This is a genomic window from Pseudobdellovibrio exovorus JSS, assembly GCF_000348725.1.
GTDB lineage: Bacteria > Bdellovibrionota > Bdellovibrionia > Bdellovibrionales > Bdellovibrionaceae > Pseudobdellovibrio > Pseudobdellovibrio exovorus.
The window spans coordinates 275,377-291,718 of record NC_020813.1 but is presented as its reverse complement, the minus strand read 5'-3'; the positions used below and the strand labels follow the sequence as shown (position 1 = coordinate 291,718).

The 16,342-nt window shown below is 42.5% G+C and carries 20 protein-coding genes; 8 read left to right on the top strand and 12 right to left on the bottom strand.

The genetic code is table 11. The features are described 5' to 3' along the window. The first annotated feature begins 10 nt into the window (after positions 1 to 10). From A11Q_RS01520 to A11Q_RS01510, 3 genes are read left to right on the top strand one after another with little or no spacing between them, the layout of a single operon-like run. Positions 11 to 415 carry a response regulator gene (locus A11Q_RS01520; protein WP_015469015.1) on the top strand — a complete coding sequence of 135 codons (405 nt, stop codon included), beginning with the start codon at positions 11 to 13 and terminating at the stop codon, positions 413 to 415. Continuing rightward, positions 412 to 921 (top strand): chemotaxis protein CheX, encoded by a 510-nt coding sequence (locus tag A11Q_RS01515; RefSeq protein WP_015469014.1) that lies wholly within the window; start codon positions 412 to 414, stop codon positions 919 to 921. The genes A11Q_RS01520 and A11Q_RS01515 overlap by 4 nt, the downstream gene beginning before the upstream one ends. A 17-nt stretch (positions 922 to 938) precedes the next feature. Continuing rightward, positions 939 to 1,799 (top strand): chemotaxis protein CheX, encoded by an 861-nt coding sequence (locus A11Q_RS01510; protein WP_015469013.1) that lies wholly within the window; start codon positions 939 to 941, stop codon positions 1,797 to 1,799. Positions 1,800 to 1,815: 16 nt separating this feature from the next. On the opposite strand, the gene A11Q_RS01505 is transcribed toward A11Q_RS01510, so the two are convergent. Genes A11Q_RS01505 through A11Q_RS01490 form a run of 4 tightly spaced genes read right to left on the bottom strand, consistent with a single transcriptional unit; the run spans position 1,816 to position 4,922 of the window. Continuing rightward, positions 1,816 to 2,172 carry a nucleotide pyrophosphohydrolase gene (locus tag A11Q_RS01505; RefSeq protein WP_015469012.1) on the bottom strand — a complete coding sequence of 119 codons (357 nt, stop codon included), beginning with the start codon at positions 2,170 to 2,172 and terminating at the stop codon, positions 1,816 to 1,818. A 7-nt stretch (positions 2,173 to 2,179) separates the two neighbouring features. Beyond that, on the bottom strand, positions 2,180 to 2,851 hold the full coding sequence (locus tag A11Q_RS01500) for a hypothetical protein (RefSeq protein ID WP_015469011.1): 672 nt from the start codon (positions 2,849 to 2,851) through the stop codon (positions 2,180 to 2,182). A 2-nt stretch (positions 2,852 to 2,853) separates the two neighbouring features. Beyond that, positions 2,854 to 4,569 (bottom strand): mechanosensitive ion channel family protein, encoded by a 1,716-nt coding sequence (locus tag A11Q_RS01495; RefSeq protein ID WP_015469010.1) that lies wholly within the window; start codon positions 4,567 to 4,569, stop codon positions 2,854 to 2,856. Then, positions 4,569 to 4,922: a GFA family protein gene (locus A11Q_RS01490; protein WP_015469009.1), complete on the bottom strand. Its 354-nt coding sequence runs from the start codon at positions 4,920 to 4,922 to the stop codon at positions 4,569 to 4,571. Before A11Q_RS01490 ends, A11Q_RS01495 begins: the two co-directional genes overlap by 1 nt. 134 nt (positions 4,923 to 5,056) lie before the next feature. On the opposite strand from A11Q_RS01490, the gene A11Q_RS01485 reads away from it, so the two are divergent. Next, positions 5,057 to 5,707: a carbonic anhydrase gene (locus tag A11Q_RS01485; RefSeq protein WP_015469008.1), complete on the top strand. Its 651-nt coding sequence runs from the start codon at positions 5,057 to 5,059 to the stop codon at positions 5,705 to 5,707. Positions 5,708 to 5,923: 216 nt separating this feature from the next. After that, positions 5,924 to 6,382, top strand: coding sequence for a CBS domain-containing protein (locus A11Q_RS01480; protein WP_015469007.1), 459 nt, complete (start codon positions 5,924 to 5,926; stop codon positions 6,380 to 6,382). 9 nt (positions 6,383 to 6,391) lie between these two features. On the opposite strand, the gene A11Q_RS01475 is transcribed toward A11Q_RS01480, so the two are convergent. Both A11Q_RS01475 and A11Q_RS01470 read right to left on the bottom strand, forming a co-directional pair. Next, complete coding sequence (locus A11Q_RS01475) at positions 6,392 to 6,982, bottom strand: malonic semialdehyde reductase (RefSeq protein WP_015469006.1); 591 nt, start codon at positions 6,980 to 6,982, stop codon at positions 6,392 to 6,394. Between the two features lie 12 nt (positions 6,983 to 6,994). Beyond that, entirely contained in the window at positions 6,995 to 7,882 is an 888-nt protein-coding gene (locus tag A11Q_RS01470; protein ID WP_015469005.1) for an SDR family oxidoreductase, read from the bottom strand. 61 nt (positions 7,883 to 7,943) lie between these two features. Here A11Q_RS01470 and A11Q_RS01465 point away from each other — a divergent pair, with 61 nt between their 5' ends. Continuing rightward, complete coding sequence (locus tag A11Q_RS01465; protein WP_015469004.1) at positions 7,944 to 8,879, top strand: LysR family transcriptional regulator; 936 nt, start codon at positions 7,944 to 7,946, stop codon at positions 8,877 to 8,879. On the opposite strand, the gene A11Q_RS01460 is transcribed toward A11Q_RS01465, so the two are convergent. Together A11Q_RS01460 and A11Q_RS01455 are read right to left on the bottom strand one after the other, a co-directional pair. Continuing rightward, positions 8,824 to 9,681, bottom strand: a complete 858-nt coding sequence (locus A11Q_RS01460; RefSeq protein ID WP_015469003.1) for an alpha/beta hydrolase — start codon at positions 9,679 to 9,681, stop codon at positions 8,824 to 8,826. The two genes, A11Q_RS01465 and A11Q_RS01460, sit on opposite strands and share 56 nt — an antisense overlap. After that, positions 9,678 to 10,403, bottom strand: a complete 726-nt coding sequence (locus tag A11Q_RS01455; protein WP_015469002.1) for a nucleotidyltransferase domain-containing protein — start codon at positions 10,401 to 10,403, stop codon at positions 9,678 to 9,680. The genes A11Q_RS01460 and A11Q_RS01455 overlap by 4 nt, the downstream gene beginning before the upstream one ends. Before the next feature lie 136 nt (positions 10,404 to 10,539). On the opposite strand from A11Q_RS01455, the gene A11Q_RS01450 reads away from it, so the two are divergent. Next, positions 10,540 to 11,520 carry a M15 family metallopeptidase gene (locus tag A11Q_RS01450; RefSeq protein ID WP_148284915.1) on the top strand — a complete coding sequence of 327 codons (981 nt, stop codon included), beginning with the start codon at positions 10,540 to 10,542 and terminating at the stop codon, positions 11,518 to 11,520. Here A11Q_RS01450 and A11Q_RS01445 read toward each other — a convergent pair. From A11Q_RS01445 to A11Q_RS01430, 4 genes are all read right to left on the bottom strand, one after another. Beyond that, on the bottom strand, positions 11,517 to 12,746 hold the full coding sequence (locus A11Q_RS01445; protein ID WP_015469000.1) for a hypothetical protein: 1,230 nt from the start codon (positions 12,744 to 12,746) through the stop codon (positions 11,517 to 11,519). The two genes, A11Q_RS01450 and A11Q_RS01445, sit on opposite strands and share 4 nt — an antisense overlap. Next, positions 12,743 to 13,513, bottom strand: a complete 771-nt coding sequence (locus tag A11Q_RS13275; protein WP_015468999.1) for a TfoX/Sxy family DNA transformation protein — start codon at positions 13,511 to 13,513, stop codon at positions 12,743 to 12,745. Before A11Q_RS13275 ends, A11Q_RS01445 begins: the two co-directional genes overlap by 4 nt. Positions 13,514 to 13,551: 38 nt before the next feature. After that, on the bottom strand, positions 13,552 to 14,553 hold the full coding sequence (locus A11Q_RS13270; protein WP_015468998.1) for a GyrI-like domain-containing protein: 1,002 nt from the start codon (positions 14,551 to 14,553) through the stop codon (positions 13,552 to 13,554). Between the two features lie 156 nt (positions 14,554 to 14,709). After that, positions 14,710 to 15,114 carry an EF-hand domain-containing protein gene (locus A11Q_RS01430; RefSeq protein WP_015468997.1) on the bottom strand — a complete coding sequence of 135 codons (405 nt, stop codon included), beginning with the start codon at positions 15,112 to 15,114 and terminating at the stop codon, positions 14,710 to 14,712. 107 nt (positions 15,115 to 15,221) lie between these two features. Here A11Q_RS01430 and A11Q_RS01425 point away from each other — a divergent pair, with 107 nt between their 5' ends. Further along, a complete protein-coding gene (locus tag A11Q_RS01425; RefSeq protein WP_015468996.1) occupies positions 15,222 to 16,199 on the top strand; it encodes an ROK family protein in 978 nt (325 codons plus the stop codon). The last annotated feature ends 143 nt before the right edge of the window (positions 16,200 to 16,342 follow it).

Below are 16,342 nucleotides of genomic sequence, written 5' to 3'. Positions count from 1 at the left end.
AAAAACTATTATGTTTCCAGCAAATACACGTATTTTAGTTCTAGATGATATGATGACGATGCGTAAGATCGTCATTAAAAATTTAAAAGACCTTGGTTTCACGGATATTCAAGACGCTGCAGATGGCAATCTAGGATGGGATATCTTAAACCAATCTTCACCCCCTATTCAGTTGATTATTTCCGATTGGAATATGCCTAACTGCACGGGATTAGAACTTCTGAAAAAGGTTAGAGCTGACGAGCGAATGAAAGCAGTTCCTTTTGTTCTTCTAACAGCAGAAGCGGAAACACATCAAGTGATGGAAGCCGTAAAAGCAGGTGTATCTAACTACATTCTGAAACCTTTTACGCCTGAACATATCAAAGAAAAGATCGAACAGACCTATAAGAAGACTGCTGGTAGTGCTGCATGACAGAAGATAAGGTACAGCTTATTGCTGACTGCATAAAAGAATCGGTTATTAATACCATTCAAGTGCAGATGTCCGTGTCGTCTCAGGTCACGAAGGTCAATCCCTCGGCCAGCCCTGAACAGTGGGGCGCCGTGCGCTGTATTAGCTCTTTGGCCTTAGACTCTGACACGTTCAGAGGCACATTGACCTTGGCCGTTTCTGAAAAAGCCCTCATCAATATTATTGAAAAGTTGACTGGTGAAGCTCCGCAGGAAATTACCACTGAAAACTCTGATGCGGCCGGAGAGCTTTTGAACATCATCTACAGTTCTGCCAGAAAAAAAATCAATGTGGATGGCGCTTTAAACTTTACTCCGTCTTTACCTAGTACGATCATTGGAGCGAATTTACAGATGGCGACATCCAGTTCGGTAGATACCATGCTATTTTTCGACTGCAAGTCTGAGCTAGGATCTTTTTTTATAGCTTTATCTTTGCGAAAGAAAAATAAGGAACAGCAACACTAAATGGCTTCGGAGAATGCATGAAAGAAACTCAGAATTTACAATTTAAAACTGAAATTTCTAACAGCATTCTTATTGTTTCATTACAAAGTGAAGTCGATCTAGACGCCGCCGAAGGATTTTCCAATGACATCCAAGACCAGATAAAAAACAGTCCTCAGATTGAAAAAGTAGTTTTAAATTTTCATAACAAATTTAGCATTGATTTTAAAGCTATTCGCGCTATCGGCCCCATGGGTGTTGAATTACGCAAACAAAAGAAGTCTCTTTATTTTATTGGGGCTTCGAAGAATGTCAAAAATTTTATGCGTGATATGGGCCTGAACTCTTTGCTTAAGTTTTACGACAGCCTTGAAGATGTCATCACTGATCGTATTCCAACGGAATTGGATCACTCTAAAAAATTAAATGTCGATTTTGTAAATCCTTTTATTTCGGGTGCTATTGAAACATTAAAAGTCCAATGCTTTATGGACTGTCACCCCCTAAAAACTATTCTAAAAGAAAATTTGGTGGACCCTCAGCCCTGCGATATCGCTGGTGTTATTGGCATTACCAGCCCCCAATTTACTGGCTCCATTGCGATCTGCTTTCCTAAAAAAGTTTTTCTAGGTGCCATGTCACAAATGCTAGGCGAAAGTTACACCGATATCACTAAAGACCTTGAAGATGGTGCCGGAGAACTCTTAAATATCATTTTTGGCTATGCAAAAAAGATTTTAAATGAACGTGCCTTCGCCATTGAAAAGGCCATTCCTACAATCGTGCGTGGAACCAGTCTTGAGATCAAACATATCACCAATTCAAAAACCATCGTCGTGCCGTTTGAAACGACCTTTGGTCTTTTCTATATTGAAATCGGCATCGAAGCTTTTTCTTAGTTAGTTTTACAAAAATCTAGTATTCGTTGTACTTCTTATTCGAACCACGGGCCTTTTCTACAGGATACTTCGCCGCGTTTTTCTGCATTTTGCTTTCTAAGGCCTGCACTAAATCAACACCATTCATCTGACTGAAACGCAGGATAAAGAAAAATATATCCGCCACTTCGTCATTCAGCTTTTCGCGAAAGCTCGAAGACTGTAGCAAATCTTGGATTTCCTGATCGGACTTGAATCTAAATAGCTCCATCAGCTCTGCTGCTTCGGTGCTGATGCCGATGGCCAGATCTTTCGGAGTGTGAAATTGATCCCACTCGCGCTCGTCGCAGAAGGTTTTAATTTTTTGCTGTAATAATTGAATATCTGAAGACATTTAACACCTAAAAAAGATACTTCACACCAAAGTTAAGACTCGTTAAAAAACCTTTATTGTATTCGGTCACAACTCCGGCCTCTTCACTTTTAAGTTTTACTCCTGCCGATTTACACATCAGCTCTAAAGCAAAGTCTTTTTGAACATAGGCTCCAATACCGAATTGAACACCGATACCGCCCTTGACGCTATTAGAGGCCGCAGAGCCGCCAGCCGTTTCATAGTTGATGCTGCTGACATTGATTCCAATGGGAGCATAAACATCGTCCCAACGATAGGCCGCACTGGCTCCTAAAGAGAAGATAGAAATCTGATCTCCAGTTCTAGTAAATGGAGTCCCCCATGCTGCACCAGAAAAGTTTCCACTGCGAATACGACGAGGCATATCGTAATTAAACCCGACGATGGCTCCCCACGCCTGTTTAGGTAAATAACGTGCATCCAGATTAAGAGACAAAATATTCGGTGTATCCACTGTCGCTCCAGAGCTGCCAGTGGTGTTACTGATTTTAACCTCATGAAATTTCATTTGGCTCCCGATACTATGAGAAATCCCAGCGGCGAACTGCCATTCGACTTGTTCTTGCCCGACTGTAGATGACTCCGAAGAGGACTCAGATTGAGCTTTAGCCCAGCTGACACATAGAAGACTCGCGGTTACTAGAATACTTTTTTTCATTCTTATCCCTTTGGCTGTGTTTCTGCTGCTGAATTATGTACGGAGACTTTGAGGTTATGATTTCTTTGATTTGGTTTTTTATACTCTTCGGGAATACTAAGTTCACCGCCATCTCGAATGGCACTGTATTGCGGAGACAGAATTTCAACACCCGCCTCATTAAAAGCATCTTGTATATTCTGATAAAGACCAGAATAGATCTCGATCATACGATTCGGTTCTGTTGTGTACGCATTCAATTCATAGGCTACATTAAAATCATTCAATGCTGTTTGTAAAATAAAGGGCGCTTTATTTTTATCAACCAAATCAGTTTTGAGCGCTGCCGACTTCAATAGCTCATGCACTTGTCGCCATGGGACTTCGTACCCAATAGTGACTGTAGCATTTAGAATCAATCCCTCTTGTTCTGCACTCGCACTGTAATTCACAATATGACTACCTAAAACCATCGAGTTCGGAATCGTAATTTCCACATTTTTAATACTGCGAATGCGTGTCACCAAAAGACTTTTTTCAATCACGTCACCCATCGTATCTGCGATCTTCACGCGATCACCAGGCTTGAATGGGCGCATGTACGTGATCACGATACCTGAAACGATATTTGAAATTGCCGACGACGATCCGAAAGAAACTAAAAGACCTAAGAATACAGACACTCCTTGGAACGCCGGAGAACCTGATCCCGGAAGATACGGGAAAGCCATTACAAAAGCCAACGCCAATACCAAAACACGCACCAATTTGAAGGTCGGATCGGCCCACTCACGGTGAAACTCTGGGAACTGAAGGCGACCGCGTTCAACTTCACGGAAAATAAAATGAATGACCTTCAAAACATAGTGGGTCACCAAACCGATCATCACCACATAGAATAAATTCGGCAGGTAATTCACTACAACACGTCCGATTGTCAGCAACGGATTCAGGATGTAATCAAAAAGAACTGGAGTCCACTTTTCTGTCAGAGGGAAAAAGCTGAAGATCAAAGGTACGTAAATGTAGAAAACAATCAATGTCAGAACAACCCGTACTGCTGAGATCAACCACACCATAGCTTCGGCGATCGACTTCGGATTCAACAACAGATAGGACTCGTTATTAAGAAATTTGAACGAGCGGATATACGTTTCTGTGTTCTTCTTCACGAAAGCATATAAAAATACATAGGCTTTTTTAAATAGAGTTAAAATAATCAGAAGTCCCACTGTGGCGATAGCCGTGTATAACAATCCCCATGCCAGCGTCTCGGGGCTGTGTTGGTCGCGGTAGGCACGAATCGCCTGCTGCGTCTGTTGCACGACCATCTGAACTTCTGTTTCATGGGTTTGACCTTCGTTAAGCTCCAGATCACCGTCACGGAAGCTGGCGATGATATTATCCTGTGCCATCAGATCGTATGCGCCTTCTAGTTTGATGATACTGATAGTGGCTTCATCAAAGCTGCTGTTCTGCGCGAGCTTTTCAATTCTCTCTTGCATCTTTTCCGCTCGCTCGGCAGACGAGAATGAACCCAGACCCTGTTTTACACAGGCGATATCCACTTCAGCCAATTGCACCCTGTAACATTTCGGCAGATGGGCATTATCAGTTAACGGTACCACCAGAGGTGCTGGCTGTGCGACATGGGGCTGCCCGTGACGGACCACAGGAGTTTCTGCTGAAACCATTGCTCCACAGATCGAAATAATGAAAAACAAAATAAAGCGCGCCATTAAAAGTTTTTCCCATCTACAGAATGTGTTTGTAATTTCCCCATATCGACATTTTCTAAACAACGCACATTAATCGCTTTTATTTTAGTTCCATCAGGCATTTGCCCTGATGCAAAAGCCGTAACCCCACACGTTGAACAAAACAGATGGTGGATTGTTTTTTTACCAAATTGATAGTCGGTCATTTGCCCTTCACCTGACAGTAATTGAAACTGAGAATCAGGTACAAAACGCAGGGCCGTGCCTTTTCGTTGACACATAGAGCAGTTACAGATCAAAGCCGGTTCACTGTTTAAATCCAGCTCGACTTCAAAACTGACCTTACCACAGTGGCAGCTTCCTTTTTGCTTCATGTAAAAATTCCTTCCGTGTCATCGACCGATATAGACGATTTCAACGCTACTATAGAGTTTTTTTTTGATCAACCACGCAGAGTTTCTGTATTTTGTTGAGCCTAGGCCTCAGATGGGGTTATTTTGGGTGAAGCATGACTCACAAATCCATCTACCGCTTAATGGCTGGCTTCCGCCGATTCCGTGAAAAGTACTTTCAGGAAAACGACGATCATTCCATTTATCATCGGCTGTCGTCAGCTGGCCAGACACCGAAGACCCTGATGATCGGATGCAGCGACTCCCGCGTCGATCCGGCTATTATGACCGGAGCCGAACCCGGAGAGCTTTTTATGGTTCGCAACGTGGCTAACTTAGTTCCACCATGCGAACCCTCTGCGGTGGGCTTTCATGGTACCAGTTCTGCTATTGAATTCGCTGTGCAAAATCTGAAAGTGGAAAACATTATTATTCTGGGGCACAGTCAGTGCGGCGGTATTCGTGCCCTGATGCAACCGAACCAAGAAGCCACACCGAGCTTTATTTCACAGTGGATGAGCATCGCCCACGAAGCCCGCGAGCAGGTTTTAAAAAACAGCGAAGTTTTAGATGAAGCCACTTTGTGCCGCCAAGCAGAGATGGAATCTTTGAAGGTTTCAATTCGCAATCTGCGCACATTCCCATTCGTGCAAAAAGCCGTCGACGAACGCGACCTTCACCTGATCGGAATTTATTTTGATCTGGAAAGAGGTCATCTTTGGGAATACGACGAAAAGTCTCAGCAATTCCATCAGCTTCATATTTAAGCTCTGTGTAGTTCGATAAATACCGAACCAATCCGACACAGATAACGAGGAAAAAGTCCCCGCAGTTTTTTGATAGCGTCTCTATACGACCACTCAGTGGACTTTAAAAAGCTTCAACTGCAATTTAAAGCATCTGAGATCTTTCTTCAGAAAAATGACAGCCATCATGTTTTTTGCATCACTGTTTCTTTTATACTGAAAGGACAGGAGGAAACAGTGAAAGAAGATTTTAAAAGTCCGGTCATTACCATCGCAAAAGGTTCAACTATGAAAGAGGCACGCGAGCTGATGAAAGAGCGTCGCATCCGCCATTTACCTGTGGTGGGAAGCGACGGAGGAATTTTAGGTATTCTTTCTCACAGGGACATGACCGATCTGGAAGATCTGCAGAACTATCCTGTGGAACTGTTAGCCAGTAAGCCGGTGATCTATGTGGTCAACACAACGCCGCTTCAGACTGTCGCTTTAAAAATGATTGAAGAAAAAATTTCCAGTGTATTGCTGACAGATGAGCAACGAAACGTCACCGGCATTATCACCACCGACGATCTGCTTTATCAATTGGCTCTGATCCTGAAAGACCGTCCCGAGGAATCTTCGCGCCCGTGGACAGGCAGCGATTCGTTGGTCACCGCCGGCGAATTTTTCAGAAAACTCGCCGACATCGGGATCTAAAAATATCTATTACAAAATCTTCGCGACTTCGTCGAATGAAAGACGAGGTCCGCGCGGGTGATTTCCGCTTTCATCGCCATAGCCGATGTTCGCAATAAAGTTCACCTGCCACCGTCCTTCCGGAAAGAAAGCTTCATTCACAGCCTGAGGATTAAACCCACTCATAACACCAACATCCAAACCCAACAGACGTGCGGCGATAATCAAATAGCCGCCTTGTAAACTGCTATTGCGAAACGCCGTGCTTTCAGCAAGTGATACATTCGAAGCAAAAAGCTCTGTAGCATCGTAGGCCGGAAACTGCTGTTTGATGTTCTGATAAAATTGCATGTCTTGCGCTACAATCACTGTCAGCGGTGCCTGTTTTGTTTTTTCTTGATTGCTTTCCATCAACGTCGGCAAAAGTTTTTGTTTTGCTTCTGCACTTTGAATAAAAACAAACCGCGCCGGTTGCGAGTTCATCGAAGTGGGCCCCCACTTCAAAACATCGTACAGCTTGTGGATTAATTCTTCAGGGATCGCTTTGTCCTGAAATTTATTAAAACTGCGCGCATTCAAAAACGCCTGTTGTAAGGCCAAACTTTGATTTTGTTGTTCCATTGACAATACCCCTTATTTTTTACCCATCAAAATCGATTTATTCTGTAAAAGATAATCTGTTAACTTCGATGGCTGCGTTCCTGTCAGGTCTTGAAAAGCCGTACTGATGTGACCCATGTGCTGATCTTTTGCTGCCACATCAAAATCTATAATGATCTGTGCAAAATCTGCCGGCACACCGGATGAAACCAAAGCACTTTTAAATTGATCCTCTTCAATGTTCAAATAGCCGATCTGACGATTTGTGATCTCGCTGAGGATTTTAGCCAATTGATCGTAGTTAAAAGCTTCTGAACCCGTGATATCGAACTCTCTGTTTTCTGATCCCGCCGATATCAAAGCTGCCGCTGCTGCCCTTGCACAGTCTTCACGACTGACATATGCCACTTGGCCTTTTCCGGCGACACCCGCCATTTGTCCGCGCTCGTAACCACCAGTCAAAGTTTGCAATGCCACTTCAAAGTAAAGATTGTGGCGCAATAAAGTGTAATTCAAACCACTTTCGCGAATCGTCTTTTCGGTGGCCGCATGTTCAGAAGCCAGAATTCCCGCTATGCGTTCGGCATTAGGTAGCGACGTGTATAAAATATGTTGAGCCCCTGACTGCTGAGCCGCCTTGATCGCCCTCTGATGGCCCTGAACACGAGCGCCCACTTGGTCTGTACTGACAATCAAAATACGATCAGCACCGGCAAAAGCCGCATCCAATGTTTCGGGACGTTCAAAGTCCGCTAAACGCACCTGCACACCTTTTGCGGCCAAGTCTTTGAGTTTTTCAGGTTGGCGGGAGGTGGCGATGATGCGATTGGCTTCTACGGTTTGAAGTAAGTTTTCCACAACTAGGCGCCCCAAGTTTCCAGAGGCTCCTGTTACAAGTAAAGTCGGTTGATTCTGTGACATTTTGATCTCCTTAAGATGAAATCAGTTTCTCACAATCTCGAGGTCCTGATTAGACGGTAAAATGTGGAAACTTTATACGGTTATCCGTATAATCAAGAATATGAATTTAGATGGAATTGATGTTTTTGTAAAAGTCGTTCAAATGGGCAGCTTCACCGCAGCTGCAAAAGCCCTGCAAATGCCCGTCACCACGGTCAGTGGTAAAGTCGCCGCCTTAGAAAAACGTTTGGGCAGCACCTTGCTTCATCGCACCACACGCCAACTGAATCTTACCCAAGCGGGCGAGGTTTTTTTTAACCACTGCGTGAAAGCTTTGGATGAAATAACCTCGGCTGAAAATGAATTAAGCCTTGTCCGCACCGAGCCCGAGGGACTTCTTCGCATCACCACAGTCAATGATATGGGTCACAATCTTCTGCCCCCATTAATACGCAGTTACTTAAAAGCCTATCCCAAAATGTCTGTTGAGCTTGTTTTAACAGGAAGACTTGTGGATTTAGCACGGGAAAATGTGGATTTGGCCATACGCGCAGGACCACTTAAGGATTCTCAGTTAATTACAAAAAAATTTTTCACATCGCGTCTGTCTTTGTGGGCCAGCGCTGGTTATGTAAAAAAACATGGTCTACCTCAGAAAATACAAGATCTTTCCCAACATCAATTTATTCAGTTTTCCCGCATGTCTTCGCCTTTGAAGTTAGTCCGTGGTGGGAAAACGGTTGAAGTTCCATTTCAAACACGAGTTATTGCCGACGATATGAATGCCATTAAATCTTTCATTTTACATGGCGAAGGCATTGGCGTACTACCTTCATTTGTTTGCGAGCCCGAAGCCAGCGCCGGAAAGCTGATTCCTGTTTTGGACGAATGGATGCAAAGTGAAATACAAGTTTCGTTTGTTTATCTGCCCCAAAGATTTATTTCACTTAAAGTTCAAAGCTTTATTGATTGGCTGCAGAAGCACCGGCCCGAGACATGCTTACAGTCCCGTTCATAAACCTGATTAACTCAGCCCAATACTGCGGATAAATAGGCAGGTTGTTATGATCACCGCCTTCGATCGTGATGAATTTCGCAGATGGCACCATTTGCACTAATTCCTCTGAATGCGAGTACGGCACGACGCGATCCTGTGTTCCATGGAAAATCAGAATCGGCACCTGTGCATTTGCAGACTGCGCTAAGCTGGTTAGGTTTTTCTTGTTGTCGATATCATAGCGGACCATAAAGGACGGCACGATCGGCACTAACAACTTCGCCATGGCTTTGATACTGGTGTAAGGCGACTCTAAAACAATCGCTTTTACCTCGGGATTTACAGCCAAACGAGTCGCTAAGCCAGAGCCCAAACTACGTCCATACAAAATCAAGGGCTTACCCGCCGCGGTTCCACTTGCTGTTTCTTGTATGAAAAAACTAAGGGCCGCATCCGCACTGAGATTCAGATCCTCTTCATTGCTAGGCACGCTGGCTGAAGATTTACCGAAGCCCGGATAATCCACGATCAGCACCTGACAGTTTAATCGCAACGCTAACTCTTCACCCACCAAGCCCCATGTATTCAACGAACCTCCGTTACCATGAAAGTAAAGCATGCGACAGTCCGTTTTTGATGGCTGAAATAACAGTGCATGGATCTTTCGATCTTTTTTCCCGTAAGGGATAAATTTTTCTTCAAATGGTGTAGCAAACTGAAAAACATAATCCTGTGGTATCTCAACTGGGTGAAACATCAGACTGGGCTGAAAATAAAATACTGATGAGACACTTACCGCCAATAAAGCTAGCAAAATAGTCATTGAAAATCCTCGATACGTTTTTTAATTCTATCCGCATTTATTTTCATATCATCCAAGCTGCTGACTTTCAGGCAGCTTTCAAAAAAGTCAGCACTTTCCTTAGGTAAATCCCGATACAGATAGCGCATACCGAAATCAAATCGCTGCGGAGAATGTTTTCGCCTTTCAACCATCAACAGAAGATGAATCAGTCTTTGATAAAAAGTGAAGCTGTCGATATAACGACCTCGTAGAACTTCTTTTTGAAAAATCCTGTACATGATTTCCAACCGAGCTAAAAAATTAACACGATTTAAATTCGGAACAACTTCGGGGCGGAATAACTCGCTGGCTGTTTTTAAAATGTCAGTTTTATCAAATAAAACTTCAGCAGCTCCGTGGCGAGGCACATTAAAATATTCAGACAGTTCTTCAGGTTTTGGATTAACGAATACCGCCAGATCCACAAAATATAAAGGTGCCGTGTTTTCCAAAATATAAAATTTCTGGCGGTATTTTTGAGGCTCTTCCACCGTCCATGTCTGACTGATGGGAAAATTTTTATTCAAAGACACTTCAACAGCAGCAAATATTTTTTCTGCATCAGATGCCACCACGACAAGATCTGTGTCCGACAGCTCATCTTCTGTTTTGGTTGCTGTGGATCCACCTAGCCATGCAGCCATGGCCTCGGGATAATTTATCAGAGTGTCTTGTAGTAATTTGTTTATTTCCTGTTTCAAATAAACTCCCCGTTCCGCTTGATATCGAATATAAGATTTACCACTGTAATTCCGATCTGCAAATGTCTCTTTTTAGCACCTGCAGTCAGGTCCTTTGTCGGTACAATTTAAGACTCTGTCGACGCACACCCCTAAGATGCAGCATAATATAAGGCAGCCTATGAAACGACGCGATTTTCTTAAAATGTCTATGGCTTCCAGTCCCCTGCTATTAGCAGGCTGTTCTATTTGGCCCCATCTGTGTCGCTCTTGCCATCCTGATCAAGAAGCTGCCAACAAAACTACTGCCGCGACAGCACCTGTTGAAATAGCAGAGCCAAATGAAAATGCCGACCTTGCAGAAACACAGGATGTCAGCCCAAAGAAAACACAATTGCAATTAAGCGATGAGCTGTTAAAAGACCAGCGCGCAAAGAGTGTTTATTTTTCGCAGGACTTTCCGGATGATATCTACTTCAAGGGTGAAAAATTCGATACCATGAAAACCCTGACCATGAAATTTCGCGCCGTACAGAAAAATATCGGTTTCGGAAATTTTAATTTGATCAGCATGGATGATTTTTTCAGGTTTAGCACAGCCTCTGCCAGCATCGGCGGCATTACGGCAGCCGAGAAAAAATTCTTGGAAGAAATATTTTACTTTGACGCCCAGAAATACGGATTCACCGGACAAAAAGTCATGCACAAGTTCACTGACAATGTTCCGAAAAACAAAGCCGTGAAGATTCCTCGCAGCGGCCACTATTTAATTGGCGGCGAATCTGTAGAAGTCTATAACCGTGTCAGAAAAGACATTGGAGAATCATTGATTCTGACTTCCGGCGTGCGGGCCAATGCTAAACAGTTCCATTTATTTTTTGAAAAGGCGCTTAGCACCCAAGGAAATGTCTCGAAAGCCTCGCGTTCGTTGGCGCCCCCGGGATACTCCTTCCACGGTCGCTGGGATTTCGATGTGGGTAAAATCGGCTATGGTTTGAAAAATTTCAGTGATGATTTCGCCAATACAGACGAATACAAACGCCTGCTGGATTTAGGCTACATCAACATCCGCTACACCCAAAGTAATCTTCTGGGTGTGCGCTTTGAACCATGGCATATCAAGGTTGAAGATGTTTAAAAGTTATATTTATCTTTGAACTTCCGATAATGATCTTGTAAATCCTGTACATAAAGATCCATATTCTTACGCTGACACTTCTCTGTAGCCGATGTTCGCTTCATCTGCTCAAACTCAATAATATCTAATTCAGGCATAGTATCGGCCCAGCGCCTATAAAGCTCATTAGGACGAGGCAATTGTTCTGCTAGCTTTCCATTTTTTAATTTACTTTCGGTATTGATAAGTAAACTTTTAGCCACCGCGTATTCTAAAGGACTCCAATAATAATCAGCATATTGTCCATTTAGCTGTAGCGCTGGCTGAATGATCCTTTTTAAAAAACTATCGGCTGATTTCAAAAAATCAATGTCAGACTCTTCCTGTATTAGCTTAGCTAAAGTATTTCTTGGAGTCACATAATCAGGGTAAGGATACTTTGATACCACATCTAAACTGATATGCAGTGCGACTGCATTCTGCAAAGCTTTTTCATATAACGTACGGAAGATCAGATTGATGTGAGTATCAAACTCTGTTGCATTAAAGCTCTTTACAAATTCAGCCTTTACTTCTGCGGTAGAAGCTCCGAGTTGCTGTAAAACATAAGCTCGAAAAAACGGATAGGCTCCATTTTGAGGATACAGCTTCTGTAAAGATTCTAGCTGTTCACTAGATTTCTGAAAATTAATAGGCTTCTTTGGCCTTCGTTCAGAACTAATTAATCCAGCCTCATCTAACGCTTCAAAAAAAATTAAAATCTTTTCGTATTCAGCAGGTAATTGCTTCGTTTTCTGATCATTTAGAACTGTCATTAAGAATTCATCAGTAGAAGCATCCGTCGTGATCACCGCAGGAGTCTGAGTCAATAATGCCAATCCCACTTTCCAATCGAAAGATTTTTTCACAACGGCACAGATATCATCTGCTTTTAAAATCTGCTGCAATTCTTCAAAAGTAGCTTCTTCTTGCGGTATGGTAGCATCTGCGAAATTGGAGTCATCTGTTGGAGCCTCTGCATTGGAAGGCTCAGAATTTTGGGATGGACTTAAAGAATTTTGCTCTACTGCCGAGATCTCTTTGTTTCTGATCAGGCTGGCTTCTGTTATCTGTGCTTTTCTATGTGAGGTCTGCACTTCAGTAGGACTATAAGATGTATACTGTTGCCATCCAATGACTCCAATAAAGATCAGGAGGATAAAAACAAAACCTAATTTTTTAAAATTTCGACTTTTATTTTTTTTCATTTCTTTTTGCTTCGTAGCTCTTTCATGTAATTGCGGGCTTCGGCTTTATCTTCTTCTGAAATATGTGTGAATTCTTGATTCTTTAAGGCCCCGATCAACGAGTAAGCATAAAGAGCATGACAAGTCTTCGGATTGGACTTCACTAAAAGATTCATACTTTTCTTCCATCCCAACTTCACAAACTGAGAAACTGTTTTAATGCCGGCTTTGTGCATGGCTTGCTCGGCCACAGGGCCAAGATTCTTTAAATCTGAAATCTTTTTAGCTTTCACTAGTTTATCTTCTGCCGGCTCATCACTGAACATGCGTGGACGGCGTGTATCCACCACCTCATTTGTTGTAGCTTTTTTATCCGTCTTGGACTTGCTCACTGTGCGCTTCGGTTTTTTAGCCTTACTTTTGGGAATCACACCAAAAGCAGGATTTCCTTTGCGAATCTGCCGCATCAAATCTTCAACACGCTCTTCAAAGTTTTCTGTTTCCAAATGGATATAGAGCCACTTTGGTAAAACTGGATGGTTTACCAAATAATCATATTTTTTTTGCAGCTCTTCATGATAGTTTCGCTCTGCTGGAAACATACAGCCATTCCAGATTTCAAATTTATACTTTTTATTCTTGTAGCTACGATTTCCAGTGCTTTCAAAGATCACCAGCACCAGCAGCTCATTTAGATAATAGGCAAAACCACCGAACATGGCCTTACGCGTGTAATGCTTTGGCAAGAGGCTTTCAACCCAATCTAGTTCAGAAAGCTGCTTTGCCAAAGTGATCCCCTTGTACTCGTAACAGTCATACTATCCGTTTATTTGATGGGGATAAGTATTTCCGTAACTAATTTTTCTTCTGCGGTTTCTTTAGGATTACTGATGTAATTTTCTATATAATATGAATCTCGAATAGCTGTTTTGTTAGTTTCTAAGTACGTTTCAGCTTTTTCGCTAGCCGCAGGTAAATAGCGGTAAGATCCCGTCAATGTGAACTTGGCATAGCGACCACCGCGAAATCTTTCATACTGCATTCCGGTAGGAACTGTTTTGGGTTTGGCAGCAACTTCGACTCCGGCACGATACACTTTTTCTGGTTCCCCGGTATAAGAGCTAAATGCTCCCAGAACCTTATTCTGCGCGGTCAACTCGGCCATGACTTCACTTAACTCATCCCAACTTTGACGAGCGGTTAACTGAAAAGGTCCTTTTCTTTCAATGAAGATGTAATGCTTATCTGCCCATCGAACTGTTGTGGGCTTTGAACTCAAATTCATAGCCTCTTCAGCATAGTAAGAGCCTAAAAGGTTCTGTAGATTATGAATACCTTCTTCTAATTGAGCCCCCATAAACTGTTCGGGGTTCATAATCGTACTCATTAACTTCCCGATAAAGTCGCTTTTTCCTGACATACTCCAAGTAAACTGTGTCCCACCTTCAACCGGAGCTACAGTGTATCGAATCGTATTTTCAGCTTTTATAGGTTTATGCATAGACAGTTTTAAATCGACACGCTCATTTTCAATAACATCTAGAATCTCGATACGGCCACTTCCTGTTTTATTGTCGCCATCAAAATCCATAGCGGCTCCAGCATGGCCGTCATCACCGCTATAAGTTTTTTTCATATTGCTATGAGCAGGCTCGAACGGAGACCACTGACTGGCCAGTTGCAAATGACTTAAATAGGGAAATACTTTTTCGGGGGCCGCAGCGATGACACCGCTACGTTCGTAATGAAAATCCCCTTTTTGAAAAGCGATATAAATAAAAAAACCAATGATTAAAACAATTAGTCCTAAAAATATCTTTCTGATCATATAAGCCTCCTGAAATACTCGTTCCAGTATTCCTGTTTTTTCATTCTTGCCCTTTATTTAAGATACAAAAATAACTGCTGGGATTGCAGGGCTTTTTTAATTTCGCGAATTGACTTGCTAGCTGGCTCGCGAGTTTATTCGCGAAATTAGCGGTGACTAGCGCAAAAAGTCTAATGATGCTATTTCGGCATAACTTAACATGCCGTTTTTATCTGTATCTGCTTTTGCAAATCCTTCTAATGCCGAAGCTTGATATTCAGCCCACGCTACTTTGCCATCACTATTACGATCAAAGCGACGAATAGAAGGTGGAACTTCATGTGTATGAGCAAAACCATCACCATCTGTATCTAATTTAGCAAAAGCATCTTTTAAGAAATTTTCAAATTCTTTTTTATCTAAGCTTGCATTGCGATCAATATCGAAATGATTCCAGCGCTCAGTACTAAAATCAGAAGAGTCTTTTTTTCCTGTACCTGGTGTCACTGTACACGCAGTCATAACAAGAGCAGTTAATAAAAAAGAAATAGCGAAAGTTTTTTGGTGTGTTTTTAATTTCATAGGCTAAAAGTTATCAGAAGAGTTCTTAAAGTTAAATCAGGCTTTGTAAAACTAGCCCATAGCGCTATAAGCTCAAGGTCTTAAATCAGTTAGCCGATACCTACCCTATGTCTAAAAAATCCACTTCAAAGCTTAAACATTCTTATACTATTGGATTTGATCTTGGTGGAACTAAGCTGGCCGCAGCCTTGGTGCGCAGCGATGGTAAAATTTTAGACTTTATTAAAGTTCCTGTTAATTTACATAAAACTGCATCAGCAAAAAAGTCGCAAACCCAAGTCATTCAATTGATGGCAGATCTCGCTATGGACTTTAAAGCTCGTTATCCTGATTTCTGCGTTTCCTCTGTATTTCGAGGCGTTGGCTTAGCTAGTGCTGGACCTTTGAATGTGGAAACAGGCTGCCTGATCAACCCTGCAAACTTTCGTGGTTGGAAAACAGTTCCTATTAAAAAACTTTTACAACAAGAACTACAGAATCGCAGATTTCGTACCCATGTCTATTTTCAAAATGACGCCATGGCGGCTGCCCTCGCTGAAGGCTGGGTTGGTGCTGCCAAGCAAAACCGCTCATATGCCGTTGTCACTGTGGGTACAGGCATTGGCTCAGGACTTATCCTGAATGGCCAGCCCTGCCAAAGCCGCGGAGCTGGCTCTGAATTCGGACATATTCTAGTGGATTTATCCTCATTGAAAAAAGATCTGAGTCAACGAAGTCAATTCAGTGTCGAAGGCTATGCTTCAGGTACGGCTTTACTTCACCGCGCACGCCAATTGGGTTTCAAAGGCTCTTCTGTCGAAGAGCTCGTGTTAGAAAATAATCCTCGATATCAAGAACTCTACAACGATATGGCACTGGCTTTAGCCATCCTCTGTTACAACTTGTCTATAGGTTTTAATCTTGATGCCATTTATCTGAGTGGCGGATTAATCAAAATTAAAAAATTATACTTCAACAAAATGCGAACTTATTACCGCCAACTGGTTCGTCAGTTTAATCCGCAATTTGAATGCTCACTGTCAATTGCAAAAACGCAAAATCAAGCGGGCATCTTAGGGGCCGCTTATTTGCCCCATCTGAAATAATCTATTTATAACACTAGTCCAGAGCGACGCGCACTGCTGCAAAGAAAGCTCAATTTAGTAAACACGTTTTTAACAAATCCGTACTAAAGCCCGTACAACAAAAATACAGAGCACGCTATCCTTTCTAGGCATTACCTATTGCC